This is a genomic window from Xylophilus sp. GOD-11R, assembly GCF_033546935.1.
Taxonomy (GTDB): domain Bacteria; phylum Pseudomonadota; class Gammaproteobacteria; order Burkholderiales; family Burkholderiaceae_C; genus Xylophilus.
On the sequence record NZ_CP137854.1, the window covers coordinates 3,095,416 to 3,120,002 of the forward strand.

A 24,587-nucleotide genomic window follows, 5' to 3' on the forward strand; every position below is an offset into this window, starting at 1 on the left:
CCGGATTTATTACTCTCGATTTTTTCATCTTTGCGTTCTTTTCCGCTGTGCTCCACGCTTTTTTGCCGTGCGTGTCATCGAGCTGACCAAACCCAATCCGGCTATCAGCATTGCATAGCTTTCGGGCTCGGGAACAGCAGCCATGGCATACAGGTTTCGAATGCTCATGGTTGCCGACCCGTCATTTCCAAGTGAACCACCCAAGCTGAACCTCAAGCTTCCTGAATAAGGCACTGAAAAAGTGTATGTCGAAAAGCCGACGGTTGACGGCGCAAGATCGATGTAGTCAACTCCGTCGTCAAATACCAAAGAATTCGGCGCCGGAACTCCGCCGGTCGAATATTCAAATGACGAGACGTCTTTCGCGGACAGCAGAAAGGCGTTTACATAGCCAGAAACGGGGCATCCGGCAAAATAGGCGAAACTTCTGTCAACACGAGCATATTCGCTTCGGCGCTTGCACTTCCGTTGTTGGATTCGTAGCCGAAAGTTGACAAATCCACATAGGCTCCGTGAGCGACCGGAATGGTGGCGGCAGATATTAACAATGTCGACAAATACTTGAGCTTCAAAATGGTGTCCTTTTCTATGCCATGGCCGCCAAGCGATGATGGATGACCAGTACTAGTGGCGTGGCGCGCCGAGTGACACGTTGTACTGCACCTACTGGATTTATAAACCAATAGGAGTCGACACGTCCCATTAGACAAATTAACGATAGGCGTTAGCAATGTAGAACCAATAAACGAAGTATTTGCAAACTTCTGCAGAAACAAGATGCACAAACTGCAAGCACATTTTTTTGGCGCACGGCCACAAACCAAAAATAATAGTAATGTTTCGCGTAAAACGTGCACAACGTTGGCGTTTGCCGGTAGACACAATCAACAGCGACAGCGCGGCGCGGCGCACGGCGCAAATCGTTTCTTCTTTTCGATACGAACGATCACCAGGATGCTCATGGCAACAGCTGCTTCCGGCGTTTGCCGACTGATGCTTGGACACCGAGATGATGGCCGTCGCCAAGCGGACGCATGTTCATGACGCGTGCCGGCACATTGCGGCAAGAGGCGAAAGCCGACGTTTTCGACGGGTCCGTAGTCGGTTGGCTGGAACGAGGCAGAGACCGGATGCATGCGCAGAAGGCGCTGATGGAATTTTTGCTGCTGAGGCGAGTGGAGGACTGAAGCTCCTCGCGCTTTCAATAAATAAAAATCCGGGTCTTGACCCGGATTTTTTATTTTGTGTATTTCACAATGCTTGTTGCAGCCGACATCCGGCAGAGCGTTTCCGTCCGCGATTTTATGAGTGCGCGACTGCGTCCTTGCGGCGACGAGCCATTATCCCGGCGACTGCCAGACCAGCCATGAACATGGCGTATGTTTCAGGCTCGGGTACTGCGGCGAGTGGTGCGGTCTTGAAACGCTGAAGGGACAGAATCATGGTTTCGCTTGTAGCGCCCACCACGTTGAATTTAAGAGCGCCCGTGTAGGGTGTCGCGAATGTGTAGGTGCTGAACACCTCATTTGACGCGATATTGATCATTTGTTGGTGCGGCATGGTCGAAAAATAGATCGACGTGCCGGTCCCGCTGGTTTGATATTCAAAGGACTGCAGGTTGGTGACATTGATGTAGCCGCGAGCATCAGCTGCGGGGAACATCATGTCACCCATGCTGCGTGGCCCCGTAGCTGCCAAGCCGAGGAAGTCAAGTGCAATCGTCACCAAGCCCTCGGTTGGTACGAACGATTGGAGATTCACGTATGCGGCATGCGACGCCGAACACACGACCAGTGCTGACAGAGCTAAAAACTTCAGTTTCTTCATAGAGTATTTGGCAGAAAGTCTTAGACAAATGTTGAACCGGGCGATTCAACGGCCAGAATCTAACCTGCATTTTTTTTGGGGCCGGCCTATTGGCACCGAAATAATTAATGCCATACGCAACAGGGCGTTTTCTTTGTCTTGTCAGTGTTGATTTTTACTGCCAATAGGGCTTTTGGCTTATTCGGTATTGATTCTCTGCCCAGGGTAGAGCTGGGGGGCGCGCAAGCCCCCCAGCTCCACCCTGGGCCAACAGAAGAAAAGAAGAAAAGGCAGCCGGTAGTGCAACGAGCAGGCCTTCAGCTCCACGCTGCGAACACCAAAAGAAAATAAAACCCCAGCGAACTACCCCAAGAGCAACCCCCACCCCACTCGACGCTCAGCAAAAGAAAGGAAGAAACCCAACCCCACACAGCAAAGAACCCCCTTCCCCCACCCCATGACAAAATCCACGGTTCGCCGCCACCCAGGCAGCCCTCTCCCCAGCCACCCGCAGGATCAAAAAATGGAAGCAGAACGTATCAACACCATCGGCAACACCTTGGTCGACCTGTCCGCCCGGACGGTCGATCTCCGGGGGTATCTTTGACTTCGATGCCAAAGCCGACCGCCTGAGGACCGTCAACGCCTCCCTCGAAGACCCGAACGTCTGGAACGACCCCAAGAAGGCCCAGGAACTCGGCAAGGAAAAGAAGGCGCTCGACGACATCGTCGTCACCATCGACCGCCTCACCCGTGAGCTCGCCGACAACTCCGAGCTGTTCGAGATGTCACGCGAGGAAGGCGACGAAGCCGGCATGCAGGCCATCGAGGCCGACGCGCAGAACCTGTCCAAGGACATCGAGGCTCTGGAATTCCGCCGCATGTTCAACAACCCGGCAGATCCGCTGAACTGCTTCATGGACATCCAGGCCGGCGCCGGCGGCACCGAAGCCTGCGACTGGGCCAGCATGCTGCTGCGCCAGTACCTGAAGTACGCCGAACGCAAGGGCTTCTCCACGCAGATCGAGGACGAAACCCCCGGCGACACCGCCGGCATCAAGGGCGCCACGATCAAGATCGAGGGTGAATACGCCTTCGGCCTGCTGCGCACCGAAACCGGTGTGCACCGCCTGGTGCGCAAGAGCCCGTTCGATTCGTCCGGCGGCCGCCACACCTCGTTCGCCAGCATCTTCGTCTACCCGGAAATCGACGACTCCATCGAGATCGAGATCAATCCGTCGGACGTGCGCACCGACACCTTCCGCGCCTCCGGCGCCGGCGGCCAGCACATCAACAAGACCGACTCGGCCGTGCGCCTGACGCACATCCCGACCGGCATCGTGGTGCAGTGCCAGGACGGCCGCAGCCAGCACAGCAACCGCGACGTGGCCTGGAAACGCCTGCGCTCGCGCCTGTACGACCACGAGATGCGCAAACGCCAGGAAGAGCAGCAGAAGTTGGAAGACTCCAAGACCGACGTCGCCTGGGGCCACCAGATCCGCAGCTACGTGCTGGACAACAGCCGCATCAAGGACCTGCGCACCAACGTGGAAATCTCGGCGACGCAGAAGGTGCTCGACGGCGACCTCGACGCCTTCATCGAAGCATCGTTGAAACAAGGCGTGTGACCGACTCCTCCACAATGCCTGCCTGAACCCGCCGGGCTCGGGTCTTGCACCACGCACGCGTGGTCTCGCCCCAGCGCCCGCGGCCATCAACCGCGACACAAACCGAATCCAAAGGACCCCCACCATGCGTGAAGGCCCCGCCACCGCGATCCACCGCGCCGACTACCTCGCGCCCGCCTACTGGATCGACACGGTAGATCTGTGTTTCGACCTCGACGCGGCCAAGACCCGCGTGCTCAACCGCATGCAGGTGCGGCGCAACCCCGACGTGCCCGCCCAGGCGCTGCGCCTCGACGGCGAGGAACTCAACCTCGCGCGCGTGCTGGTCAACGGCCAGGGCACGTCTTTCCGCATGGACACCACCGAGCGCGGACAGCAACTGGTGCTGGAGAACCTGCCCGAAGGCCATGACGCCTTCACGCTGGAGATCTTCACCACCTGCTGCCCGGCCAAGAACACCAAGCTGATGGGGCTGTTCGTCAGCCAGGACACCTTCTTCACCCAATGCGAGGCCGAGGGCTTTCGCCGCATCACCTACTTCCTGGACCGCCCGGACGTGATGGCGATGTACACGGTGACCCTGCGTGCCGACAAGGACAAGTACCCGGTGCTGCTGTCCAACGGCAACCTGGTGGAAGAAGGCACGCTCGACGACGGCCGCCATTTCGCCAAGTGGGTCGACCCCTTCCGCAAGCCCGCCTACCTGTTCGCGCTGGTGGCCGGCAAGCTGGTCGCCCGCGAGCAGCGCATCCGTTCGCGCGCCGGCAACGACCACCTGCTGCAGATCTTCGTGCGCCGGGGCGACCTCGACAAGACCGAGCACGCCATGGTCTCGCTGATGCACTCCATCGCCTGGGACGAGGCCCGCTTCGGCCTGAGCCTAGACCTGGAACGATTCATGATCGTCGCCACCAGCGACTTCAACATGGGCGCGATGGAGAACAAGGGCCTGAACATCTTCAACACGAAGTACGTTCTCGCCAGCCAGGCCACCGCCACCGACGCCGACTTCTCCGGCATCGAATCGGTGGTCGGCCACGAGTATTTCCACAACTGGACCGGCGACCGCGTCACCTGCCGCGACTGGTTCCAGCTGAGCCTGAAGGAAGGCCTGACCGTCTTCCGCGACCAGGAATTCAGCATGGACCTCTGCGCCGAGGCCTCGGCCCGCGCGGTCAAGCGCATCGAGGACGTGCGCGTGCTGCGCACCGTGCAGTTCCCCGAAGACGCCGGCCCCATGGCGCACCCGGTGCGGCCCGACGCCTACATCGAGATCAGCAACTTCTACACCGTCACCATCTACGAGAAGGGCGCCGAAGTCGTCCGCATGATGCAGACGCTGGTCGGCCGCGAAGGCTTCGCCCGGGGCATGACGCTGTATTTCGATCGCCACGACGGCCAGGCCGTCACCTGCGACGACTTCGCCCAGGCCATCGCCGACGCCAACCCCGACTCGCCCCTGGCCGCGCTGCTGTCGCGCTTCAAGCGCTGGTACTCGCAGGCCGGCACGCCGCGGGTGCACGCCAGCGGCCAGTACGACGCGAGCGACCGCAGCTACACCCTCACCCTGTCGCAGAGCTGCCCGCCCACACCCGGCCAGCCGGTCAAGGACGCCTTCGTGATTCCGGTCGCCCTCGGCCTGGTCGCAGACGACGGCACCGCCCTGCCGCTGCGCTACACCGTCGACAGCGCCGAGACGCCCTCCTCGGCCGGCCTGTTCACCATGACACAGCCCGGCCACACGCTCGTCTTCCACGACGTCGACGCCGCGCCGGTGCCTTCGCTGCTGCGCGGCTTCTCGGCGCCGGTCATTCTGGACATCGAATACAGCGACGCCCAGCTTCTCACCCTGCTGGCCCACGACACCGACCCGTTCAACCGCTGGGAAGCCGCTCAGCGCCTGGCGCTGCGCCATGCGCTGGCCGCCATCTCGGTCGAAGGCCCGCTGTCGTCCTCCGTCTTCGACCAGGCCTTCGTCGACGCCATGCGTACCATCCTGCGCGACCCGGCACTCGACTCGGCCTTCAAGGAACTGGTGCTCACGCTGCCGTCCGAGGGCTACATCGCCGAGCAGCTCGCCGTGGTCGACCCGCAGCGCATCCACGCGGTGCGCGAAGCCATGCGCCTGCAGCTGGCCACCGCCTTGCAGCCCGACTGGGCCGCGATCTGGGAAGCCAACGAGCACAACGGCGCCTACACGCCCGATCCGCTGTCGTCCGGCCGTCGCGCGCTGGCCGGCCTGGCGCTGGTCAACCTGTGCCTGGCCGCCGGCCAAACCGGCGACACCGTCTGGCCCGGACGTACCTACCAGCGCTTCAAGGATGCCGACAACATGACCGACCGGGCCAACGCCCTGGTCGCGCTGGTCGGCGCAGCCAGCCCGCTGGCCGCCCCCGCGCTGGAACGCTTCCATGCCATCTTCGCCGGCGAAGCGCTGGTCATCGACAAGTGGTTCCAGATGCAGGCCGGCGCGCCCGACCGTGGCGGCGACATCCTGCCGCTGGTCAAGCGACTGATGAAGCATCCGGATTTCAGCATCCAGAACCCCAACCGCGCGCGCAGCCTCGTCTTCGCCTACTGCAACGGCAACCCGGCGGGCTTTCACCGTGCCGACGGCGCGGGTTATGCCTTCTGGGTCGACAACGTGCTGGCGCTCGACGCCATCAACCCGCAGGTCGCCGCCCGCCTGGCGCGCGCGCTCGACCGCTGGAAGAAGCTGGCCGATCCCTACCGCGCCATGGCGCGCGAGGCCATTGCGCGCATCGACGCCAGCGCCAACCTGAGCAACGACACGCGCGAGGTCATCTCGCGCGCGCTCGCCGACTGATTCATCCACTCCATCACAGGACCACACCCATGGCCCAGAAGATCAGCCTCACTCGTTATCTCGTCGAGAAGCAGGGCAGCGCGCAGGCCGTCGCGCCGCAGCTGCAATTGCTGCTGGAAGTCGTCGCCGACTCGTGCAAGAGCATCAGCAGCGCGGTCAACAAAGGCGCGCTCGGTGGCGTGCTCGGCACCGCCGGCAGCGAAAACGTGCAGGGCGAGGTGCAGAAGAAGCTCGACATCATCTCCAACGACATGCTGATCGAGGCCAACGAATGGGGCGGCACCCTCGCCGGCATGGCCAGCGAGGAAATGGACGAGATCCTGCCGATCCCCGCGCAGTACCGCCAGGGCGACTACCTGCTCATGTTCGACCCGCTCGACGGCTCGAGCAACATCGATGTCAACGTGAGCATCGGCACCATCTTCAGCGTGCTCAAGAAGTCCGGCACCGCCGCCGTCGCCGAGTCCGACTTTCTGCAGGCCGGCGCACAGCAGGTCGCCGCCGGCTATTGCGTGTACGGCCCGCAGACCACGCTGGTGCTGACCGTCGGCCAGGGCGTGGTCATGTTCACGCTCGACCGCGAACTAGGCACCTTCGTGCTCACCCAGGACCAGGTGCAGATTCCAGTCGACACCAAGGAATTCGCGATCAACATGAGCAACATGCGCCACTGGGACGCCCCGGTGAAGCGCTACGTCGACGAATGCCTGGCCGGCAAGGAAGGCCCGCGCGGCAAGGACTTCAACATGCGCTGGATCGCCAGCATGGTCGCCGACGTGCACCGCATCATGATGCGCGGCGGCGTCTTCATGTACCCCTGGGACAAGCGCGAGCCGGAAAAGCCGGGCAAGCTGCGCCTGATGTACGAAGCCAACCCGATGAGCTGGCTGGTCGAGCAGGCCGGCGGCGGCGCCACCGACGGCCGGCAGCGCATCCTGGACATCGCGCCGACCAAGCTGCACCAGCGGGTAGCCGTGGTGCTGGGCTCCAAGAACGAAGTCGACCGGGTGACCCAGTACCACACCCAGCCCTGACAGGCACGAGAACGCCGGCCGGCGGCCTGTGCCAGGTTTTCCGACCTCGTGGGGGGGGATCACGGCCGGGCACGGATCGCGCGGCGCCTGCAACGCGACGGCCCTTCGGGGCCGTTTTCCATGCCCAGGCGTCATGCCTCAGGCGTCCTGGCTCCAGTGGTCCACCAGGTCGGCCGGCAATGCCCGCGCCAGCTCGGCATAAGGCCGCCCCACGAGCCGCTCGGCCTGCCGCAGCAACAGGCCTACCGGGCTGCTCGGTTCGTGATGATCGAACCAGTCGCGCAGCCGGGCGATGTCGGCCCGGGCTGCCTCACGGCCGGCGGCGGCCGCTATCGGGTGCGGCGCCCGCGGGATCGCCGTGCCGCAGGCAGTCGCCGTCGCCGTCGCACACCGGTCGATCGGAGGCGGCGAGCCAACGGCGACCGGCACTTGCGATTCGCAGGCGGCTTCGCGGGTCTTTGGGTGCCTGTCGGCCCCACCTGCCCCACCTGCCCCACCTGCCCCACCTGCCCCACCTGCCCCACCTGCCCCACCTGCTCCACCAGCCGACCCGGCATCCGCGACCACCACCGCGAGCGAATCCGTTTCACCCTGCCGCGTCCCATCGGTCGCGGAGTCGCCAGGCGCACCTGGCGGCCGGCCGAAGGGTGCGAGCAGGCGCATGAGCGGCGACAGGTCCGGCGCGTTGTCGCCCAGGGTGTCGCGGCACCAGCATGCGATGGCGCCCAGGTCGCTCGCCGCGGCCTGCAGCGCCACCGCCACCGGCCGGTGCTCGCGCACCAGTTCCGCCAGGAACGCCGATACCGCCTCTTCGGCCGGGGCGTCGGCCGGCCGGGGCTGCAGGCGGGAGCGCTCCACGTCGCGCAGCCGCCAACGACCGAGTGCCGACGCGCCGACCACGATGTCGCGCACGTCGCCCAGCAACCCGGCGGGATCGACCAGCGCGGCCACGGCGTTCGCCCGCAGGCCCGTGTCCCCGCCCTCCTCCTGGGGATGGATGCAATCGCCGAAACGTTGCAGGCAGCAACGCAGGCCACTCAATCCGTCACGAAGTCCATCGGCCCCGGCCTGGCGTACCCGGCATCGCGCCAGACACACCAGCAAGGCGATGTCGCGGCTGCGCAAGAGCAATTCCCGGCACCGGCGCTCGACGTCCGCCCAGTCCGGGCCGTCCCGGCGCGCCGTGAAATCGCCGTACTGCACTTCGGGCGCGGGCTGCAGCATCGCCTGCAGCAGCACGAAGTCGTTGTCGTACTCCAGGCTGGGGCCGCACGGGTCGTCCGCGCAGAGGGATTGCAGCCAAAGGGCTTCCGCCGGATAGGACGATGCGTTGTCGGGTGCTGGATTCATGTCGGGGTCGTGGGAGCTATGGGTTGCGTGGGCCGGGGACAGGCGAAACGAAGCGGCACTACTCGATCTCGGGCGGCGGCTCGATCGCCGTGGGAGGAATCGGATGCCCGGGGTTCTGCGTGCCGACACGCGACACCACCACCCGCACCTCGTCGTTCGGGAAGAAGTGCACGTACAACATGCCTACGTCGTCGTAGCGCGGGATCGTGGTGGTCTTTTCGATCCAGTTGTCGTCGCCTTCGATGGGGCGATTCCAACGTACGAGGACCTTCATGCCAGGTGTCCAGGTTCTCGGCACGGGGTAGCCCGCGAGCACCGTCCCGCCGCAGCTCAGGCCATAGACCATGCCCCGGCTGAACTGGCCGTGCCAGGTCTCCTGCACCGCATAGCTGTGGATGTAGCCCACCTTGCCGTGGCCGGTGCAGCCCAGCGAGACGTGGATTACCGGAACGCGTTGGGCATCGCGAATGGCTTCTTCTTGGGCCAGAAATCGATCCCGTTCGGTCTCCATGGCTGTTCTGTGCTTTTGCTGCGCGCAGCCCTGAACACTCAGGGCGATCACCAGCGTCCACAACACCCTCATGCAGGTTCTCCAACGAAGATGACTCGGCCCAGGAGACAACCACCCGCCTCACGGCGGGTCTTGGTCACAAGCCGCACCATGTTTTCCAACCCCGTCGGGATGTCGTGAGCCTGCTCATCGGCCTGAATGGGAAACACGTCATGCTCGGCCGCCATCTCATAGTTCTCGAACACCTGCAGCCGGTACGGCGGCTGCGTCTGTTGCGCGCTGCTGGCGGCGGTGCTCATGGCGTCGGCTCCGGTGGCGGGGTGGTGGAGTGCAAGGGGATCGGGTAGTAGCGGCTCTCCGGGTAGTAGTTGGAGACGACGAGGCGCACTTGCTCGTTCGGAAAGAAATGCGCGGTGAGGGTTCCGATGCTGTCGTAGTAGGGAATGGTGGCGAATTTCTCTACCCATGGCATGCCGTCAGGCTTCCACCGCACCAGTACCTTCATCCCCGGCTTCCAGGTTCGGGCCAGTGGATAGCTGGGCGCGATCACCCCGCCGCAGCTCAAGCCGTAGTACATGCCCTGGCTGAACTGGCCGTGCCAGATCTCCTGCACACCGAAGCTGTGGACATAGCCCACATCGCCATGGCTGACGCACCCCAGTGAGACGTGGGCCACCGGGACGCTTTGAGCGTCGCGTATGGCCTGCTGCATAGCCAGGTAGCTATCCCGTTCGGCCTCTTTGGCTGTCATGGGCCGTGGCTGCGAACAGCCCAGCAAGGCGCAGACCAGTCCCAGCATCGAAGGCCACCTCATTGAGGCTCTCCATCGAAGATGACCCGGCCGAGAAGGTATCCCCCGGCCTCCCTTCGGGTCTTGGTCACAAGCCGCACCATGTTTTCCAACCACGTCGGGATGTCGTGAGCCTGTTCATCGGCCTGAATGGGAAACACGAGGTCATGCTCGGCCGCCATCTCATAGTTCTCGAACACCTGCAGCCGGTACGGCGGCTGCGTCTGTTGCGCGCTGCTGGCGGCGGTGCTCATGGCGTCGGCTCCGGTGGCGGGGTGGTGGAGTGCAAGGGGATCGGGTAATAGCGGCTCTCCGGGTAGTAGTTGGAGACGACGAGGCGCACTTGCTCGTTCGGAAAGAAATGCGCGGTGAGGCTTCCGATGCTGTCGTAGTAGGGAATGGTGGCGAATCTCTCTATCCAGTTGTCTTCGCCGTCGACCGGTCGGTTCCACCGCACCAGCACCTTCATCCCCGGCTTCCAGGTTCGGGCCAGTGGATAGCTGGGCGCGATCACCCCGCCGCAGCTCAAGCCGTAGTACATGCCCTGGCTGAACTGGCCGTGCCAGATCTCCTGCACACCGAAGCTGTGGACATAGCCCACATCGCCATGGCTGACGCACCCCAGTGAGACGTGGGCCACCGGGACGCGTTGAGCGTCGCGAATGGCCTCCTCCTGGGCTAGGAAACGATCCCACTCGATTTCCTTGGCTGTCCTCTGCTGTTGTTGCGCGCAGCCCTGAACAGTTAGGGCGATGACCAACATGCATAACAACTTGGTCGAAGTTCTCCGCCCACGATGGCTCAGCCAGGAACACGACCATTGGCCTTCCGCCGAGTCGACCTTGACAGCTCGCGGCCATGGGGCGCCGGCGGAATCGGGCGATGCGTTGTCGGGTGCTTGATTCATGTCGGGGTCGTGGGAGATATGGGCTGCGTGGGCCGGGGATAGGCGAAGCGAAGCGGCACTACTCGATCTCGGGCGGCGGCTCGATCGCCGTGGGAGGAATCGGATGCCCGGGGTTCTGCGTGCCGACACGCGACACCACCACCCGCACCTCGTCGTTCGGGAAGAAGTGCACGTACAACATGCCTGCGTCGTCGTAGGGCGGGATCGTGGTGGTCTTTTGCACCCACTCTCGACCGTCCGGCTTCCACCGCACAAGCACCTTCAGTCCAGGTGTCCAGGTTCTCGGCACGGGGTAGCCCGCGAGCACCGTCCCGCCGCAGCTCAGGCCATAGACCATGCCCCGGCTGAACTGGCCGTGCCAGGTCTCCTGCACCGCATAGCTGTGGATGTAGCCCACCTTGCCGTGGCCGGTGCAGCCCAGCGAGACGTGGACCACTGGAACGCGTTGGGCATCGCGAATGGCTTCTTCTTGAGCCAGAAATCGATCCCGTTCGGTCTCCATGGCTGTTCTCTGCTTTTGCTGCGCGCAACCCTGAACAGTCAGGGCGATCACCAGCGTCCACAACACCCTCATGCAGGTTCTCCATCGAAGATGACTCGGCCCAGGAGATAACCACCCGCCTCACGGCGGGTTTTGGTGATTAACCGCACCACGTTTTCGAGACCTGTGGGAATGGAGTTAGCCACCTCGTCCGTTTGAACTGGAAACAACCGACCCAATACCCCTTGCTCCTCCGGCCGGAACACCGACTCATTGCGATATGCCTCGCTGGCTCGCCGGATTGCCTGCTCGGTGTCGGCGCCCCGTCCTCTTCTTGCTTCCTCGCGAAGCCGACCATCGATCGACTTCACAATTTGGGGATCGGCTGCGCCCGCCTTCTCATAGTTCTCGAACACCTGCCGCTGGTAAGGCGGCAGCTTCTGCGGCCCGCTTTCGCGCGCCTCCCGCACGATCTCCAGCAGCTTCTCGGCCTTCTCCTCGTCAGTGCTGAATCCCACCAGATAGAAGCCTGCCAAGGAGTCGTGCACCTGGTGCGTCAGCAGCGCGTGGTGTCCCTCGCCACGGACATCACGGCCCAGGTACTGGCGAAGCGACCAGTCGATGCCGCAGTCTTCCCGGCCGCCGCCGTACGCTGCGAGCATCTGCGGCAGCAGGTTGCTGGTCTTGCGATAGCGGCCTATGTCGACCGGATCGCCCGGATAGCTGTACCGGTTCGCCGGGTGGTAGCGGCCCGCGGCGATGGCGTCGCGCCGGGCCACGAGCAGGTCCACATCGCCCTTGAGCCGGGCGTTGTAGCTGGCGATGTCCTCGCGGTCCTGGCCTTGCACGCCCAGCCGGTCGAGCAATTGCTGCATGCCGTAGGGTTCACTCCATTCGAGACGGTAATTGAGGAACAGTCGCGCGTGCTGGCGCATCAGGTCGCCGAAGTCGTGGCTGGCAAACATGCCGACGGCTGCTTTGCCCTCGCGCCTTTCCCAGTCCTCGCCCGCGGTAAACATGTAGTCGTTCCAGTGGGCGATGAGCGCCGGTGACAGGCCGTAGTCGCGCTGCAGACGCGCATCCATCCAGAGCCAGTCGACCAAGGGCACTCCCCATTTCCGCGCCTCGCGGTGCATGTGCGCCAGGGGAATCTGCGACAGCAGTTGCGACTCCTCCCGCGCACGGCCCTGGCTGCCCGGCAGGTAGCCACCGCCGACATCGGAATGCATGCCCGGATAAACCACTTCGGTGACGTCCGGGCCGCGCAGCCGGGTCAGCGGAAAGCTCATGCGCTGCTCATGCCCGGCGACGAAGTGCACCGCCCGCCGCGCGACCGAGGGCAGTTCGCCGAGGATCTCCCGGGCCCAGCCGAAATGGCCATCGATCAGTCCCAGGCTGCCGCAACTGCGGCTGATGGAATGCGGCGGGCCCACCGAGGCCACACTATCGAACAGCCCCAGAAAGCCGATATCCAGGGGAATGCCGCCGAGCTTGCCGTCCACCAGCATGTCGTCGAGCCAGTAGCAGAAAGCACGCGCCTGGGCCGCACCGCGCGAGAAGCCGAACACGTTGACGCGGATGAAGGGATGGTGCGGTCGGGGACGGTCCAGCCGTGCCCGGGCGAGACGCTTCTGCAGCATCGTGTCGATGCGGCGCACCCAGGCCTTTCGGGTGGCGCGTTTTCTCGGGGACTCGCTGACGCTGGTTTCCTCGCCCTCCTGGACGTGGTGCACATAGTCCCGTAGCAATTCGTCGATCGCTTCCGGTTGGAATAGCGCTATGTCCTGGCTGAAAGCCTTATGCACGGCGTTGACCACCTCTAGCAACGCATAAAGGATGCGCGCCTGACCGCCCTGCGCCATGGCTTTGCCTTCCATGCTCTCGCGCCATTCGCCGTTCGGCTCGAAACGCGTTCCCAACCCGGGCACGTAGATGCGGTAATGACCGGCGAGCTGCATATTGGATTGAGGCGCATCGAGGGCCGGATGCGCGTTGAACAGTCGCACGATGTTGGTGTGGCCGCGCAGCGGCTCGTCGCGCTCGCGATTGTTGTTGGTGCCGTCGAAGAAGACGCCGATATGCAGCGGAATGTCGCAGTGCGGTCCGCGCCGGTGGTGTTCGAATTGGCACGCCTGGTCGTGGTCGTCGCCGCTCAATGCCAGGATCTCTCGCGTGTCGCCGCGCAGGTAGGCGGATGCGCTGCAGGCAGTGTTGGTCATGGCGCTGACTCCGATGGCAGGGTGGTGAAATGAAGGGGGATCGGGTAGTGACGGCTTTCCGGGTAGTGGTGGGAGGCAACGAGGCGCACTGGCTTATTCGGTGGGCAATGCGCGGTCAGGCTTCCGATGCCGTCGTCGTCCGGGATGCTGGCGCATCTCTCCACCCATGGCCTGCCGTCAGGCTTGCACCGCGTCGGCGCCTTCATTTCCCGGCTTCCTTCAGCGGTTAGGGGCGGGAGCGTCGGTGCGCAACCGACCATCGTTACGACTGCCATCAGTGCGGTGCTCCTGGCTGCCCCACGGCTCGGGCGCATGGCATCCTCACGACATACCCCCCGCGTTTTGCTTGAGCCACAGCTCCCCTTCCAGCGGATCGTCGAACCGCAGGGCTTTACGCACCAGCCGACTGCGCTCGGCCGGGCTCTCCACCTTCTGGCGATCCAGCACGGTCACCAACGCGACGGTGCGCCGATGCAGCTCGCAAGCACGGGTTCGCTCGGCCAACGACGGCTCGCGCCGGACGGCAGCGCACATCAGCGCGTCGGCTTCGCCGCTGCCGACGATCGCGTTGAAGCCAGCGTCCGACAGGATCCACCGGCCATCGGGCACCGGTGGCGCGATCGACGTGGCGGCAGAACCGGCCCAGGTCGTCAGGTGACCGTCGCGGCCGATGAGGTGCCAGGCAGCGAAGCCCGCGCGCAAGCAAGTCTCGGCCTGCGGCCCCAGGGCGGACACGACCACCCGCAGAAAGATGGGATCGGCGATGCGCAGTGCCATGCGCAGCTGGTCGGTGGTATGGGCTACCGTGAAGGCGGCCAGATGGCGTTGCAGGTCGTTCAGGTCGAGCGGCGACTGGATGAAGCTGAGCGCCGGCACGCCGTTGCAGACTGCCAAAGGCCGGCAGTTCGTCGGCCTGCAACTCCCACAGGAAGGGCGCGTATTCCTCGGCACCTTCCATGTCGGTTCCGGCATAGAGGCTGCGAACGTCGGACCCCGGTCGTCGGCCGAATGCCAGAAATTCCAGGCCGAGCGCGGGAAACAAAGCGCAATCCACCAGAGCACGCACGGCCTGCCGCCTATCGCCCGGACACGGCCCGCCGTGCGCCTGGACGGCGGCGGCGATCTGGCGCGACAGGTCCGTGGCATGGGGGTCGACGCCGTAGTAAGGCGGCTGCTGCGTGTCGATCTGGCATGGGAAGGTGGTTCGTGTCATAAGGCTGGCTGGGTGGCTGGGGGCTGGGTGTAGTGAGCGGGCGCTGGTGCATGTCGGCACTCTGGTTCCGGGTCAGGCCCGACGGCTTCCCGGCCCGTTTGCGGATGAACCGGCCGCCGCCCGCCATCGCAGGTATTGCTCGGGCTGGAACACCAGGGCGCCTCGTGCGGTGCCCGCGCCGGCTGCTCCCCGCGCCCTGGCTTCGGCGGCATTGCCGGCAACGCCGGCAACGCCACTGCCCACAGGCCCGTCATCGGCAGCCACGTCCGTAGCGCCCGCACCGGCCAGCCAGGCGGACCAACCCAGCCGGTGGGAGCCGCCCAGTCGGGCGGTGGGTATCTCATCGGCCCGCACACGCAATTCGACATCCCAGGCGTACTCGAAACCGACGAAGGCGCGCACCCATTCGACCAGGGCCGGCAAGTCGCCGAGCCCGGGGCGGCCGGGGTGGTCATCGAGACCGCCGTCGCCATGAACGACATCCGCGTGCGACGGGCCGGGCGTGAATCGCAGGTACTGCCGCAGACCCAGTGGTCCGATCACCAGCCGGAACTGGGCCTGGCGGTCCGGCACCATGGCGCCTGCCAGGGCGCCATGCCCCAGCCGGGCGCTGGCGTCGCCCCGGCCCAGGCGGCTGCGATGAACCGGCTCCACCGGCATCCAGCGCAAAACGTATTCCCGCAGCGCGACCGGCACGCCGAAATAGTGGCCCAGGGTGCGCACCAGTCCTTCGGGATTGCGCGACGGCCGCACCCGATGGGCTGCCGAAGCCCATCGGGCGTGCCGCGGCAAAGGATGCCCGGCCACGTCGCGGGCCTCGTCGCCGCTGAGCCAGGCGATGTAGCGGGTGAAGGTTTCCTGGCCCGCCCGATCCAGCCCGGCCGCCGCCTGGGCCCGCGACCAAGCCCGGTAAAAATGCGAGAACGCCCGGTGGTGGAAGAGGTCGAGAAAATCGCCCGGCGCGGTGTCACGCCGTGTCAGCGCGCGTTCGTACACCGTCTCGGTGTAGTGCGTCGGCAGCGCCCCGCCCGGCCCGAGCAGACCGAGGCCGAACAGGCGGATGACGGCCCTGCCCTGCGACGACGACACCTGCGCCAGTTCTCGGGCCGCGAAAGCCATGCTGGCCTGCTGGCCCAGCCGGAAAGTCTCCTGTGACGGGCGTCGGGCCCGGCCCGGCGGCGGCAGGTGATCGTCGGTGGCGGCGATGCGGCGCAGCAGCGCCAGCAGGCCATGTCGCCCGGGCTCCACGGCGGCGTCGGCGAGCATGCGCTCGAGTGCCGCGCGCCGCTGATCGGACCGACGAACCGGCACCCGGCCGGTCATACGGCCTCCCGCGTACCGGGGCGCGCCGGCCAGCGGGCAATCTCGCCGCGCTGCAGCGACTCCAGGCGCGTTTCGACGAAGGTGTTGATCGAGACATGACGCGCCAGGTAGTGCGACAGCACCAGGCCGAACAGGTAGGGACTGCCGCCGGAAAAGCCCGCCTCGTCCACCGTCAGGGTGCACAGCACGCCTCGTCCGTAGACCAGGGGTCCGGCGCCGGGCAGTCGCCGCGTGACGGGGTCCAGGCGGCTGCCGACCAGCGCGGCGATCTCGGCGCGGGCCACGACTCCGTCGCCGGCGACGAACAGGCCCAGCATGTCGCGCAACGCCCGGCCGCCCCCGGCCGCGTCGAGTTCGGTCAGCGGCAGATGGTTGAAGCCCAGTTGCCGGATCAGCCGCCAGGCGGTTTCGCCCACCGCTGCCGGGGGATGCGGCCGGGTGGGCCGGCGCAGGAATCCCGCGGCCAGCACCGGCACCTTCAGTCCCCCGACCTGCAGATCGTCCCTGCCGTTGCTGGGCACCAGCGCCGGCAGGTCGCGGTTGGTGAGCCATGCCGAAACACCGAGTTGCCGCAACTCGCCGGGCCAGGGTGCCTCGTGCTGGTCGACCAAGCTGGCGAACACTTCCGTGCCCGCGTAGGCACTGCGCGCGCCGTAGCGATGGCCGGCCAGCGATACCGTGCGCGCCTCGCGCCGCAGGCTGAAGTAGCGGCCGTGGTCGCCATGGTCGTGGCCGACGGTGTCGTAGAGCGGCCGAAATTCCACGGCGCCGCCGCCGGCGTCGGGCTCACCCTGCATCGAGACGACCGAATGCACCTCGAAATCCAGCGGCCGCGAGCGATCGGGCACCAGGTGGAACTCGGTGGCTCCCGGCTCCAGCGCGAGGTGGTCGGTACGGTGCTCGAAGAGGTTGATGACCGGCACGCAGTGCAGCGCCAGGCTGCCGGCATCCACCAGCGCATCGAGATCGCCTCCGGGTTTGTCGAGCAGCACCACGACGTCGGCTTCGGACCCGGGGATGCGGGCCAGGCCCGCCGCCAGGCCCCGCAAGGAAAACCGCAGGAAACGCTCGGGACAGGCGGCGTACTCGTGCAGCAGGTTGTGGCCGTGGAAACTGGTCCAGCGCAAGGGCAACAGGCTCTGCGACGGCTCCCATCCATCGGGCACGAGCGGGCTTTCGCCGACCACGTGGGCCGGCTGCCGGGTGGAGGACAGTTCGCCCGGCGCGGCGATCAGGGTGGCGCAGGCGGCCGTCTGCAGGAGTTCGAACAGGCGCGACGCCACGGCCGGGTCGCCCGCGATCTGTACCGGCAGGCGGTCGAGGCCGCGCAGGTCCGCAAAACCGCCCTCGCCCATCAGGCGCAGCCGCAGGCGCAGACTGGCGCGGGGGCGCGTGCCGGCGGGCAGGCGACGCTCCAGGGCCGGAATGTCCGGCGGCACGTCGCCGAGCACGACCTGCGTCAGCTCGATCGGCCACAAGGTCAGTTCCTGCCCGGTGCGGAATTCGCACGCGGTGCGTTCGCCCGGCGCCACGCGGGCGAACAGCGCCGTGCCCCGCGGCAGCCCAAAGCCGCGGCGCAGGTCGCCATGCGTCGGGTCGGGCTGGAATCGCACCACGGCCATCGACGGCGTGGGACTCACGTAGTTGGGATAGAGCACCTCCAGCAGCCGCTGGGTGAAGCGCGGAAACTCCGCGTCGAGCTTGATGCGCATGCGTGCCGACATGAAGGAGAAGCCCTCCAGCAGTCGCTCCACGTAGGGATCGGCCACCTCGCCGGGCTGCATGCCGAGCCGCCGCGCGATCTTGGGATGGAGCCCGGCGAACTCGCCAGCGAGCTCCCGCATGTAGATCAGCTCTTCGTTGTAGTACTGCAGCAGTTGCGGTTCCATGGGATCGGCCAGTTCGCGGCGCTCAGGTTTCCAGGGTGATTCGGCTGGTTTCCAGGTCGACCGCGGTCTGCACCCGAAAGACCAGGGGGTATTGCGCGATGCGGATCTCGCCGCTGATCTCGAAGCGCAGCAGGCGTAGCGAGGCGGGCCGGCCGCCGTCGGCCAGGGGCCGCACGCACAGCGTGTCGGGCGACAGGCGCGGCTCGAAGTCGGTCAGGGCGCGGCGGATCATGTTTTCCACCTCCGGCCAGCGCCGCTCCAGCGCCCAGCCGCCGGCCAGGGGCGGCAATCCATAGTTGACGGTCGAGGCGGCCACCAGCGGGCGGCGCGTGCGGTCCAGCCGGTCTTCGAGGTTGACGGTGCACAGCAGCAGTTCGAGGTCACGGCGCACCAGCTCGCGCATGCGGTCTCGGCCGGGCGCGTAGGCCCGGGGGGACTCGTGCGGGTCGCTAGGCTCGTCGTCCTGCAGGCGGTCGAACAGCGTCGGCAGGAAAAGCGGTTCCGCACGCGCGGTTCTACCGGCGTGGCCGGTATCGGCGCCTGCCGGGTAGCGTGCGGCCGGGTGATGAGCGCACGGGATCACGGGCGTCATGCCTTGTCCCCGTGGGCGTCGGCCGCTGCGACGCCGGGCAGACGAAGCGCGCTGTCGGCCGCCGGCAGGTGATGCTCGCGTCTCGTCAGGCTGGCCAACGAGGAGGGCCGCGCGTTCTGGCGTTCCGGCGCCGGCGCGAACAACCGCAGCACATCGTCCGCGGGTGGCTCGTCGAGCAGCGGGTCATGCGCCAGCGTCTCGCTGGCGGCGAGCAGGCGGTCCATGGAGGGCGACGCGACCAGCCAGTCGTGCAGGCTCTGCGGCCCGTGCGCGTCACCGGCCTGTGCCGCCAGGCCATCGCGCACCGCCAGGCCCGCGGGGGCGACCCTGCCGTCGGCCTGCGGTACGACCGGCGTCGCCAGCGCGTTCGGGTCCGACAGCAACGCGTGGTAGCGGGCATGCAGCTCGTCGATGAAAGGGTCTCCGGTAAGCGACCCGGCGCGCCACTCGCCGTACTCGGACGCGTCGCGGATGCCCAGAGCCTGCAGCATTGGCAAGGGCGGACCGGCCTCGTCGCGCAGGTCGGCGCCTGCCGGCGGCTGGCCGCCGACGTTTCGGGCTGGCGTGCGCATCAGGCGGCCGTCCTGGCGCCCGGACAGCGGAAGCCCCGCAGCCAGGGCACCGCCGGCGCGAAGCCCTGGCTGCCGCTGCCCGAGAGGTCCAGCACCGCCCGCCGTCCGTCGAAATCGAACTCGACCGCCACGTGTCCGGCAGCCGCCGTGCCGACGACCCGGCCGCGTTCCAGCAGCCGCTGCAGGGCCCACGGCCCGCTGGCCTGCAGCGTGGACGTATCCGCACGGATGCGCGGAGAGGCGGTCAGCTCGGCCGAGGCACCACCGCGCGGCCCGGGCCAGGCAATCGCCCAGCCCTGGACCGGTCCGTGGGCATAACGCTGGCCCTGTCCGTCGAAGTCCATGGACAGCTCGGTGATCGACGGATCCAGCTCGGAAACCTTGACCTCGGCCTGCCAGCCCAGGCGGCGGCCACCGTCGCGGAAAAAGGCGTCGCGGATCTGCGCGGCACGCCGAAAAACCTCCAGATCCGGACCGCTCTCGGCCAGCAGGCGCAGCAATTCGCCGGTCAGCGTGGGGGCGGCGACACCCGACGCCGGTGCCGACGCTTGTGCGCCGCCCGGTGCGGCAGCACCGGCCACCCAGGGCGGCGGCGGCGACGCGGCCGATGCCGGCTCGCGGTAGCGCCAGGGCCGCTGGCTCAACTCGACATAAGGCAGCAGGTTCTTCACGAAGTAGTCGTCGAAACTGCCGCCGGCGGCGAACAGCAGCTGGAAGTCTTCCGCACCGACCTCGGCCGTTCCCGGACCATCGGCGACGAAGGGATAGCGCCCATCCACCGCACGGCGGCAGGGTTCGGTCACCTGCAGCGCGAGCAGGCCGTTGATGCGGTCGAGCTGCAACCGTGCCTGCTGGCGCAGCACGGCCTGTGCGCCTTCGGCCACGCGTCCCGCCCCGGCGGTGCCCAGTCCGAGCAACACCGCCCGCAGGGGTGCGGGCAGGCGCTGGGCCTCCAGCCGCAGGCGAGTGCCGACCTCGGTGACGCCGGCCGGCACCGCGCCGCCGCTCAGGGCCGCGTCGGCCACCAGCAAGGCGGTGTAGTACTCGTTGACCAGGCCGGTGACGAGCTCGAGCGCGGGCGCTCGAGCAGCGGCACCCGCGGGCGGAGACTGGGCATCGACCCGGCCGGTCACCACCTCGCGCAACGACGCGAACCGATCGTCCACCTCGAGCCGCTCCATGCGGGCATGCACCCCGGCCGACGGATCCGACCCGACGTCCGCCGCCGCGCGGGTGACATCCGCAGCGATCCCGGACACCGCCGCATGGGGTCCGGCGGACGATGGTTCCGGCGGCGCGGTCGACGGGGTCGGCAGGGACGCGGACAGGGACGCGCCGAGCGTGGTCTCGCGGGCGGCGGCGCGGGCCAGCCGGGTGATCGGGGAGTCGGGCGCGGCCAGTTGCCGCATCAGGTTGAGGTCGAAAGCCAGGTTGGCTCCGCCGATCGGTCGAACGTCGTCCAGGAACTCGATCCAGCGCGCGGCATATTCCTGCAGGTACTGGCGACGTACCTCGTCGGCCAGCGCCTGCGTTTCCGCCTGGACGACAGCGGCGGTCGTGGCTTCGACCCGGCGCCTCCCCATCACCCAGGCGTCGTCCTGTGCGCCCGCGGCGATCAAGGCATCCACCCGCGGCGACCACACGCGCCGATAGCCTTCATGGGTGAACAGACCGGGCACGCCCTGCTCCATCGCCGCGCCGGAAGCCCGGGCGAACAGCGTGCCGGCCTGCGGCCCGACCGCGCTGACCAGCGAAAAATCGGCCGGTGCCTGGCTGGTCAACTGCATCTTGGCGCGTTCGTAGAGCCGCGTTGCCGACACTTCGGTGTCGAGCCATTCACGGGCCTCCCGCACCAGGGCCGCATCGGACACGCCCGCCGAGCGAACCGGCCGTTCGCCGGAGAACAGCGCCTGCAGGTGCTGCAGCATGATCGCCCGCCCGCCGAAGGTGACCGCCAGGCCGTCGGCTGCCTGCCAGTCCTGGGCCACCCAGGCGCGTAGGTCGGCGGCCGCGTAGCGCGACGAATCGAACAGCATGAGGTAGACGCGAAGGGTTTCGTAGGCGGCGCGAGCGTCCTCGGCGTCGAGTGCCTGGTTCAGGCGCTGCTCCATGCGGGTGGTGACACCCGGCAACAGCAGGTGCTGCTGCATCGACGCGTAGATGCGCCCGGCCGCCTGCTGCGCGACGTCGCCGCGGTAGAGCCCGAATCGCCACGACCAGGCCGGGCGCTCCAGGTCCAGGCCGGCGTGGCGCGGCAAGGCGCCAGCGGCGTCCAGCAGGTCGGGAAGAAGCTGCGGCGCCCGAAATTGAGCCAATGCATCGTGCATCTGCACACGTAAGGGCCCGGCCCGCATGGCAACCGCTTCAAGGTAGGCCGTGTTGAGCCGGTGGGCCGTGCGCATGCCGGCGAGCAGCCACAGCAGCGCCAGCAGCACCAGCGCATGGCCCAGCCATCCCACCACGCGCAGCCGCGCTTCCAGCCGCAGGTTCGGACGCACCAAGTGCGATTCAGGAAACACGACGCGTCGCAGCAGATCACCCAGGAAATAGCCGCGCTGCACCAGCAACGATCTCCCTGCCGCCCCGGAATCGCCGGTCGGCCGGCCGGCCTCGCTATCGGCGGTGGACGCTGGCGCTGGCGCGGGCGCGGACCCGGGCCTGGCCGCCGGCCCGGCCACGCGGGCCATCAGGCGCGACAGCACGCTGGCCGCCTCCACCCCCGGGGCGACGCCCGCGTCGACCACCTCGATCGTCTGGGCTGCGCTGCAGAGATAGACCCCGCGCAACAGGCTGCCCGTCGCGGTCGCATCGAATGGCGAGTCGACGAAAGTCTCGGCCAGCAACGCGCGCAAACGCGGCGCCAGGCCTTGCACCTCGTGGGGCAGCCGGTACAGGCGTTGCCGCCGGCCGGGCTCGAACTCTTCCTGCAGCCGGGCCGCGACACCCGCGGACACCCGCTCCTGCAAGGCGCTCCACTCCGCGTCCACCGCCTGCTCCAGCCGGGCTGCCGACGCACCCGTCGCGCCCTCACCGCGCGATTGCCAGCCTCGACGGCCATGGCCGGTCCACGGTAGCGTGAAGCCCCAGACCTGCGCGCGGGCCTCGCTGGTCAGCGACCCGAAATACTCGGTGAAGCCATGGAGCACGTCGGCCTTGCTCAGCAGCACATAGACCGGAAAGCGTACGCCGAGCTCTTCGCGCGCTTCCTCGAGGCGGCTGCGCATGTCGGCAGCGATCTCGCGGATGGCCGCGGGGTCCGACGCGGCCAGCAACGCGGTGTCCACGACCAGCAAGCCGCCGTTGAGCGGTGCGCGGGGACGCAGGCTCCGCAAGAGCCGCAGCAGGCCGCGCCAGCCAGCGGCATTGACCGGGGCGTCAGCGGTGCCCTCTGCCTGCTGGCTGAACCGGCCGGCGGTGTCCACCAGAACGGCATCATGGGTGAACCACCAGCCGCAGGTTGCCGTGGCGATTCTTTCGGCGGCCAGCGAACCCGGCAGTTCGGGCGGCGCTGGGAACTGCAGGCCGGCATTGCGCAGCGCCGAAGTCTTGCCGGCACCCGGGCCGCCCACCAGCAGGAACCACGGCAGTTCATAGCGTCGCCGACCACCTGTCGGCACGCCGTGCCACCCGCGCTCGCCAGACCGCATGCGGCGCAGTCGTGCCATCGCGCGCCGGGCGACGGTTCGCATCGACTGGAGGTCGGCATGCGCCGGCGGCAGCTCGGGCCTGGGTCCGGGCAGCCAATCCAGCCGACTGCCATCGGCCTGGATCGCGCGGAGCGCACGCCACACCACCACCAGGGCGTAGGCCAGCAGCACGGCACCCACGATGGCCGCGCGCACGCCGACCGAGAGCAGCGGATGAACGCCACCGACGGACCACCATGGCCCGAGCGTCCAGACCAGCGATGCCGCCGCCAGCACCGCCGCCGGCCATCGCAAGGCGCTCACCAGCGCCAGCAGCGCGGTGGCGATCACTGCCGCCATCACGGCGAGCCGCGCGCCTTCGCCTTCGAGCGGCCGCCAGATGCCGATGGCCAACGAGGGCCCGAACACCCACACCGCCACGCACGCCACGACCACCAACAGCAACCAGGCCGTGGTGCGGCTCCACAGCCCTTCGAAAAATGTCCTCATCACGACCCTCGACCCCTGCTCGTTGTTCTTCGGCGCTTCGCCCGCCGGCGGAGGCAAGCCGCTCACCGCCCGGCCCTCACCTGCAGTTCCACCCGCCTGTTGGCGGCCCGGCCGGGCCAGGTGGCGTTGTCACCCACGGGCCTGGCATCGCCCGCGCCTTCCACCTGCACCGTCACCGGCGCACCCTTCAGGGCCGGCGCCAGCGCCTGCGCGACCGATTGCGCCCGTGCCCGCGACAAGGCGGCGTTGTCGGCGAATTGCGGCGTGGCGATCGCGAGGTTGTCGCTGTGCCCCGTCACGGTCACCGACAGCGGCTGCTGAGCTGCCAGCCGGGCGATTTCTTCGGCGACCCGGCTCACCGGCGCCAACGCCTTGGCCGCCAGCCGGGCCTGGCCGGGCGCGAACATCGCGTCGCCCGCGAAGGTGACCGTGCTGGTGCCGTCCGGCGCGTCGACCACCGCCACGCGTCCTGCCGAGACGTCGTCCTTCAACAGCTCCACCAGTCGCACCGGACGACGCTCGGGCGCGCGCAGCGCGGCGATCTCGTCGAGCCGGTCCACCACCGTGTCGGTGCGGTGCTGCAGGTCGCGCTGCAGCGACACGAAATAGCCGAGTGCGGCCACCGTGCCCAGCAGCAGGCTGCACCACACCGGAACGCGGCGCGGCAAGCGGAAGCGACGGCGCGATACCCCGCGCCAGTGGGGCGAGAGTTCATGCGGCACCGGCGGGCGACGTTCGGCCACCAGGGTGTGGAGCCGATGCCGGATGCCGTCGTGCTTGCGCCGGCCGTCGGGATCCAGCCGATAGGGGCCTTCGAAGCCGAGGCTGGCGATGTGATGCAGCACCTCCAGCACGTCCACGTGTTCGTCGGGCTGGGCGGCCAGCCGGCCGATGAGCAGAAACACTTTCTCGCCGCCATTGCCCTCCTGGTGGAAGGCGTGCAGCAACGAGCGCCCGGACCACGGGCCGAGCGCGGCGCCGCTGCCGCCACCCCAGGTGTGCAGGTTGGCTGCTTCGTCGAGCGCGGTGCACAGCGAGAAACGCACCGCCAGCATGTGGTCACGGCGCAGGTTGGCCCGCTCGCACAGGCGGGTGAAGATGTGCAATTCGCGGGTCAGCAGTTCGTGCAGGGCCGACACGCCGGTAGCCGGCAGGTGCCGGGGCACCGCGCAGCCGATGTCGGCCAAGGCGCGCAGGAGCATGCCGGCTGCGGCGAGGAAGGCGTTGCCACCTTGGGTCTGGGCATGCAGGATAAGGGCGAGCCGTTCGTCGTCGGGTGGGCCGGAGTCCAGGGATTCGCGCGTGGCGC

At 67.2% G+C, this 24,587-nt stretch carries 23 protein-coding genes; 4 read left to right on the forward strand and 19 right to left on the reverse strand.

Annotated features, from left to right (window positions below; translation table 11 throughout):
• Positions 1-24: 24 nt before the first annotated feature.
• The 4 genes from R9X41_RS23705 to R9X41_RS14425 all read right to left on the reverse strand — a co-directional run bounded on the left by R9X41_RS23705 (position 25) and on the right by R9X41_RS14425 (position 1,827).
• Positions 25-168, reverse strand: coding sequence for a PEP-CTERM sorting domain-containing protein (locus tag R9X41_RS23705; RefSeq protein WP_412556612.1), 144 nt, complete (start codon positions 166-168; stop codon positions 25-27).
• 215 nt (positions 169-383) lie between these two features.
• Entirely contained in the window at positions 384-572 is a 189-nt protein-coding gene (locus tag R9X41_RS14415; RefSeq protein ID WP_318631134.1) for a hypothetical protein, read from the reverse strand.
• Positions 573-711: 139 nt separating this feature from the next.
• Positions 712-1,026: a hypothetical protein gene (locus R9X41_RS14420; protein ID WP_318631135.1), complete on the reverse strand. Its 315-nt coding sequence runs from the start codon at positions 1,024-1,026 to the stop codon at positions 712-714.
• Between the two features lie 276 nt (positions 1,027-1,302).
• A complete protein-coding gene (locus R9X41_RS14425; protein WP_318631136.1) occupies positions 1,303-1,827 on the reverse strand; it encodes a PEP-CTERM sorting domain-containing protein in 525 nt (174 codons plus the stop codon).
• A 502-nt stretch (positions 1,828-2,329) separates the two neighbouring features.
• Between R9X41_RS14425 and prfB the strand changes: the two genes are divergently transcribed.
• The 3 genes from prfB to R9X41_RS14440 all read left to right on the forward strand — a co-directional run bounded on the left by prfB (position 2,330) and on the right by R9X41_RS14440 (position 7,295).
• A protein-coding gene (gene prfB, locus R9X41_RS14430) for a peptide chain release factor 2 (RefSeq protein WP_318631137.1) occupies positions 2,330-3,434 on the forward strand; the annotation gives its coding sequence in 2 pieces (ribosomal slippage) (positions 2,330-2,410 and positions 2,412-3,434; 1,104 coding nt in all).
• Between the two features lie 124 nt (positions 3,435-3,558).
• Positions 3,559-6,261, forward strand: a complete 2,703-nt coding sequence (gene pepN, locus R9X41_RS14435; protein WP_318631138.1) for an aminopeptidase N — start codon at positions 3,559-3,561, stop codon at positions 6,259-6,261.
• Between the two features lie 29 nt (positions 6,262-6,290).
• Positions 6,291-7,295, forward strand: coding sequence for a class 1 fructose-bisphosphatase (locus R9X41_RS14440; RefSeq protein WP_318631139.1), 1,005 nt, complete (start codon positions 6,291-6,293; stop codon positions 7,293-7,295).
• A 138-nt stretch (positions 7,296-7,433) separates the two neighbouring features.
• On the opposite strand, the gene R9X41_RS14445 is transcribed toward R9X41_RS14440, so the two are convergent.
• From R9X41_RS14445 to R9X41_RS14485, 9 genes are all read right to left on the reverse strand, one after another.
• A complete protein-coding gene (locus tag R9X41_RS14445; RefSeq protein ID WP_318631140.1) occupies positions 7,434-8,645 on the reverse strand; it encodes a type VI secretion system protein TssA in 1,212 nt (403 codons plus the stop codon).
• Between the two features lie 58 nt (positions 8,646-8,703).
• Positions 8,704-9,156: a DUF3304 domain-containing protein gene (locus tag R9X41_RS14450; protein WP_318631141.1), complete on the reverse strand. Its 453-nt coding sequence runs from the start codon at positions 9,154-9,156 to the stop codon at positions 8,704-8,706.
• A 68-nt stretch (positions 9,157-9,224) separates the two neighbouring features.
• Positions 9,225-9,455: a hypothetical protein gene (locus R9X41_RS14455; RefSeq protein WP_318631142.1), complete on the reverse strand. Its 231-nt coding sequence runs from the start codon at positions 9,453-9,455 to the stop codon at positions 9,225-9,227.
• Positions 9,452-9,832: a DUF3304 domain-containing protein gene (locus R9X41_RS14460; protein WP_318631143.1), complete on the reverse strand. Its 381-nt coding sequence runs from the start codon at positions 9,830-9,832 to the stop codon at positions 9,452-9,454. The genes R9X41_RS14455 and R9X41_RS14460 overlap by 4 nt, the downstream gene beginning before the upstream one ends.
• 134 nt (positions 9,833-9,966) lie before the next feature.
• A complete protein-coding gene (locus R9X41_RS14465; RefSeq protein ID WP_318631144.1) occupies positions 9,967-10,200 on the reverse strand; it encodes a hypothetical protein in 234 nt (77 codons plus the stop codon).
• Entirely contained in the window at positions 10,197-10,586 is a 390-nt protein-coding gene (locus tag R9X41_RS14470; RefSeq protein ID WP_318631145.1) for a DUF3304 domain-containing protein, read from the reverse strand. Before R9X41_RS14470 ends, R9X41_RS14465 begins: the two co-directional genes overlap by 4 nt.
• Positions 10,587-10,911: 325 nt before the next feature.
• A complete protein-coding gene (locus R9X41_RS14475; protein WP_318631146.1) occupies positions 10,912-11,355 on the reverse strand; it encodes a DUF3304 domain-containing protein in 444 nt (147 codons plus the stop codon).
• 68 nt (positions 11,356-11,423) lie between these two features.
• Positions 11,424-13,553: a T6SS phospholipase effector Tle1-like catalytic domain-containing protein gene (locus R9X41_RS14480; protein WP_318631147.1), complete on the reverse strand. Its 2,130-nt coding sequence runs from the start codon at positions 13,551-13,553 to the stop codon at positions 11,424-11,426.
• A gap of 321 nt (positions 13,554-13,874) precedes the next feature.
• Positions 13,875-14,447, reverse strand: a complete 573-nt coding sequence (locus R9X41_RS14485) for a DUF4123 domain-containing protein (RefSeq protein WP_412556613.1) — start codon at positions 14,445-14,447, stop codon at positions 13,875-13,877.
• On the opposite strand from R9X41_RS14485, the gene R9X41_RS14490 reads away from it, so the two are divergent.
• A complete protein-coding gene (locus R9X41_RS14490; RefSeq protein ID WP_318635322.1) occupies positions 14,410-14,799 on the forward strand; it encodes a hypothetical protein in 390 nt (129 codons plus the stop codon). The genes R9X41_RS14485 and R9X41_RS14490 overlap by 38 nt on opposite strands.
• A gap of 39 nt (positions 14,800-14,838) precedes the next feature.
• On the opposite strand, the gene tssG is transcribed toward R9X41_RS14490, so the two are convergent.
• The 6 genes from tssG to icmH form a co-directional block, all read right to left on the reverse strand.
• On the reverse strand, positions 14,839-16,032 hold the full coding sequence (tssG, locus tag R9X41_RS14495; RefSeq protein ID WP_318631148.1) for a type VI secretion system baseplate subunit TssG: 1,194 nt from the start codon (positions 16,030-16,032) through the stop codon (positions 14,839-14,841).
• A 53-nt stretch (positions 16,033-16,085) separates the two neighbouring features.
• Positions 16,086-17,978, reverse strand: coding sequence for a type VI secretion system baseplate subunit TssF (gene tssF / locus R9X41_RS14500; protein ID WP_318631149.1), 1,893 nt, complete (start codon positions 17,976-17,978; stop codon positions 16,086-16,088).
• A gap of 22 nt (positions 17,979-18,000) precedes the next feature.
• Entirely contained in the window at positions 18,001-18,570 is a 570-nt protein-coding gene (locus R9X41_RS14505; RefSeq protein ID WP_318631150.1) for a type VI secretion system baseplate subunit TssE, read from the reverse strand.
• A complete protein-coding gene (locus R9X41_RS14510; RefSeq protein ID WP_318631151.1) occupies positions 18,567-19,142 on the reverse strand; it encodes a TagK domain-containing protein in 576 nt (191 codons plus the stop codon). The genes R9X41_RS14505 and R9X41_RS14510 overlap by 4 nt, the downstream gene beginning before the upstream one ends.
• A complete protein-coding gene (tssM, locus tag R9X41_RS14515) occupies positions 19,142-23,278 on the reverse strand; it encodes a type VI secretion system membrane subunit TssM (RefSeq protein ID WP_318631152.1) in 4,137 nt (1,378 codons plus the stop codon). Before tssM ends, R9X41_RS14510 begins: the two co-directional genes overlap by 1 nt.
• Positions 23,279-23,340: 62 nt before the next feature.
• Positions 23,341-24,480 carry a type IVB secretion system protein IcmH/DotU gene (icmH, locus tag R9X41_RS14520; protein ID WP_318631153.1) on the reverse strand — a complete coding sequence of 380 codons (1,140 nt, stop codon included), beginning with the start codon at positions 24,478-24,480 and terminating at the stop codon, positions 23,341-23,343.
• Positions 24,481-24,587: the final 107 nt, after the last annotated feature.

Excerpts from the sequence above, each read along its gene's own strand:
- R9X41_RS14440 (WP_318631139.1), top strand. The coding sequence starts at position 6,291 with ATGGCCCAGAAGATCAGCCTCACTCGTTATCTCGTCGAGAAGCAGGGC.
- pepN (WP_318631138.1), top strand. The coding sequence starts at position 3,559 with ATGCGTGAAGGCCCCGCCACCGCGATCCACCGCGCCGACTACCTCGCG.
- R9X41_RS14425 (WP_318631136.1), bottom strand. The coding sequence starts at position 1,827 with ATGAAGAAACTGAAGTTTTTAGCTCTGTCAGCACTGGTCGTGTGTTCG.
- tssM (WP_318631152.1), bottom strand. The coding sequence starts at position 23,278 with ATGAGGACATTTTTCGAAGGGCTGTGGAGCCGCACCACGGCCTGGTTG.
- R9X41_RS14480 (WP_318631147.1), bottom strand. The coding sequence starts at position 13,553 with ATGACCAACACTGCCTGCAGCGCATCCGCCTACCTGCGCGGCGACACG.
- R9X41_RS23705 (WP_412556612.1), bottom strand. The coding sequence starts at position 168 with ATGAGCATTCGAAACCTGTATGCCATGGCTGCTGTTCCCGAGCCCGAA.
- R9X41_RS14510 (WP_318631151.1), bottom strand. The coding sequence starts at position 19,142 with ATGCGCACGCCAGCCCGAAACGTCGGCGGCCAGCCGCCGGCAGGCGCC.
- icmH (WP_318631153.1), bottom strand. The coding sequence starts at position 24,480 with ATGCTCCTGCGCGCCTTGGCCGACATCGGCTGCGCGGTGCCCCGGCAC.
- R9X41_RS14505 (WP_318631150.1), bottom strand. The coding sequence starts at position 18,570 with ATGACGCCCGTGATCCCGTGCGCTCATCACCCGGCCGCACGCTACCCG.
- R9X41_RS14445 (WP_318631140.1), bottom strand. The coding sequence starts at position 8,645 with ATGAATCCAGCACCCGACAACGCATCGTCCTATCCGGCGGAAGCCCTT.
- R9X41_RS14455 (WP_318631142.1), bottom strand. The coding sequence starts at position 9,455 with ATGAGCACCGCCGCCAGCAGCGCGCAACAGACGCAGCCGCCGTACCGG.
- tssF (WP_318631149.1), bottom strand. The coding sequence starts at position 17,978 with ATGGAACCGCAACTGCTGCAGTACTACAACGAAGAGCTGATCTACATG.
- R9X41_RS14490 (WP_318635322.1), top strand. The coding sequence starts at position 14,410 with ATGAAGCTGAGCGCCGGCACGCCGTTGCAGACTGCCAAAGGCCGGCAG.
- R9X41_RS14450 (WP_318631141.1), bottom strand. The coding sequence starts at position 9,156 with ATGGAGACCGAACGGGATCGATTTCTGGCCCAAGAAGAAGCCATTCGC.
- R9X41_RS14475 (WP_318631146.1), bottom strand. The coding sequence starts at position 11,355 with ATGGAGACCGAACGGGATCGATTTCTGGCTCAAGAAGAAGCCATTCGC.
- R9X41_RS14465 (WP_318631144.1), bottom strand. The coding sequence starts at position 10,200 with ATGAGCACCGCCGCCAGCAGCGCGCAACAGACGCAGCCGCCGTACCGG.
- tssG (WP_318631148.1), bottom strand. The coding sequence starts at position 16,032 with ATGCTCGCCGACGCCGCCGTGGAGCCCGGGCGACATGGCCTGCTGGCG.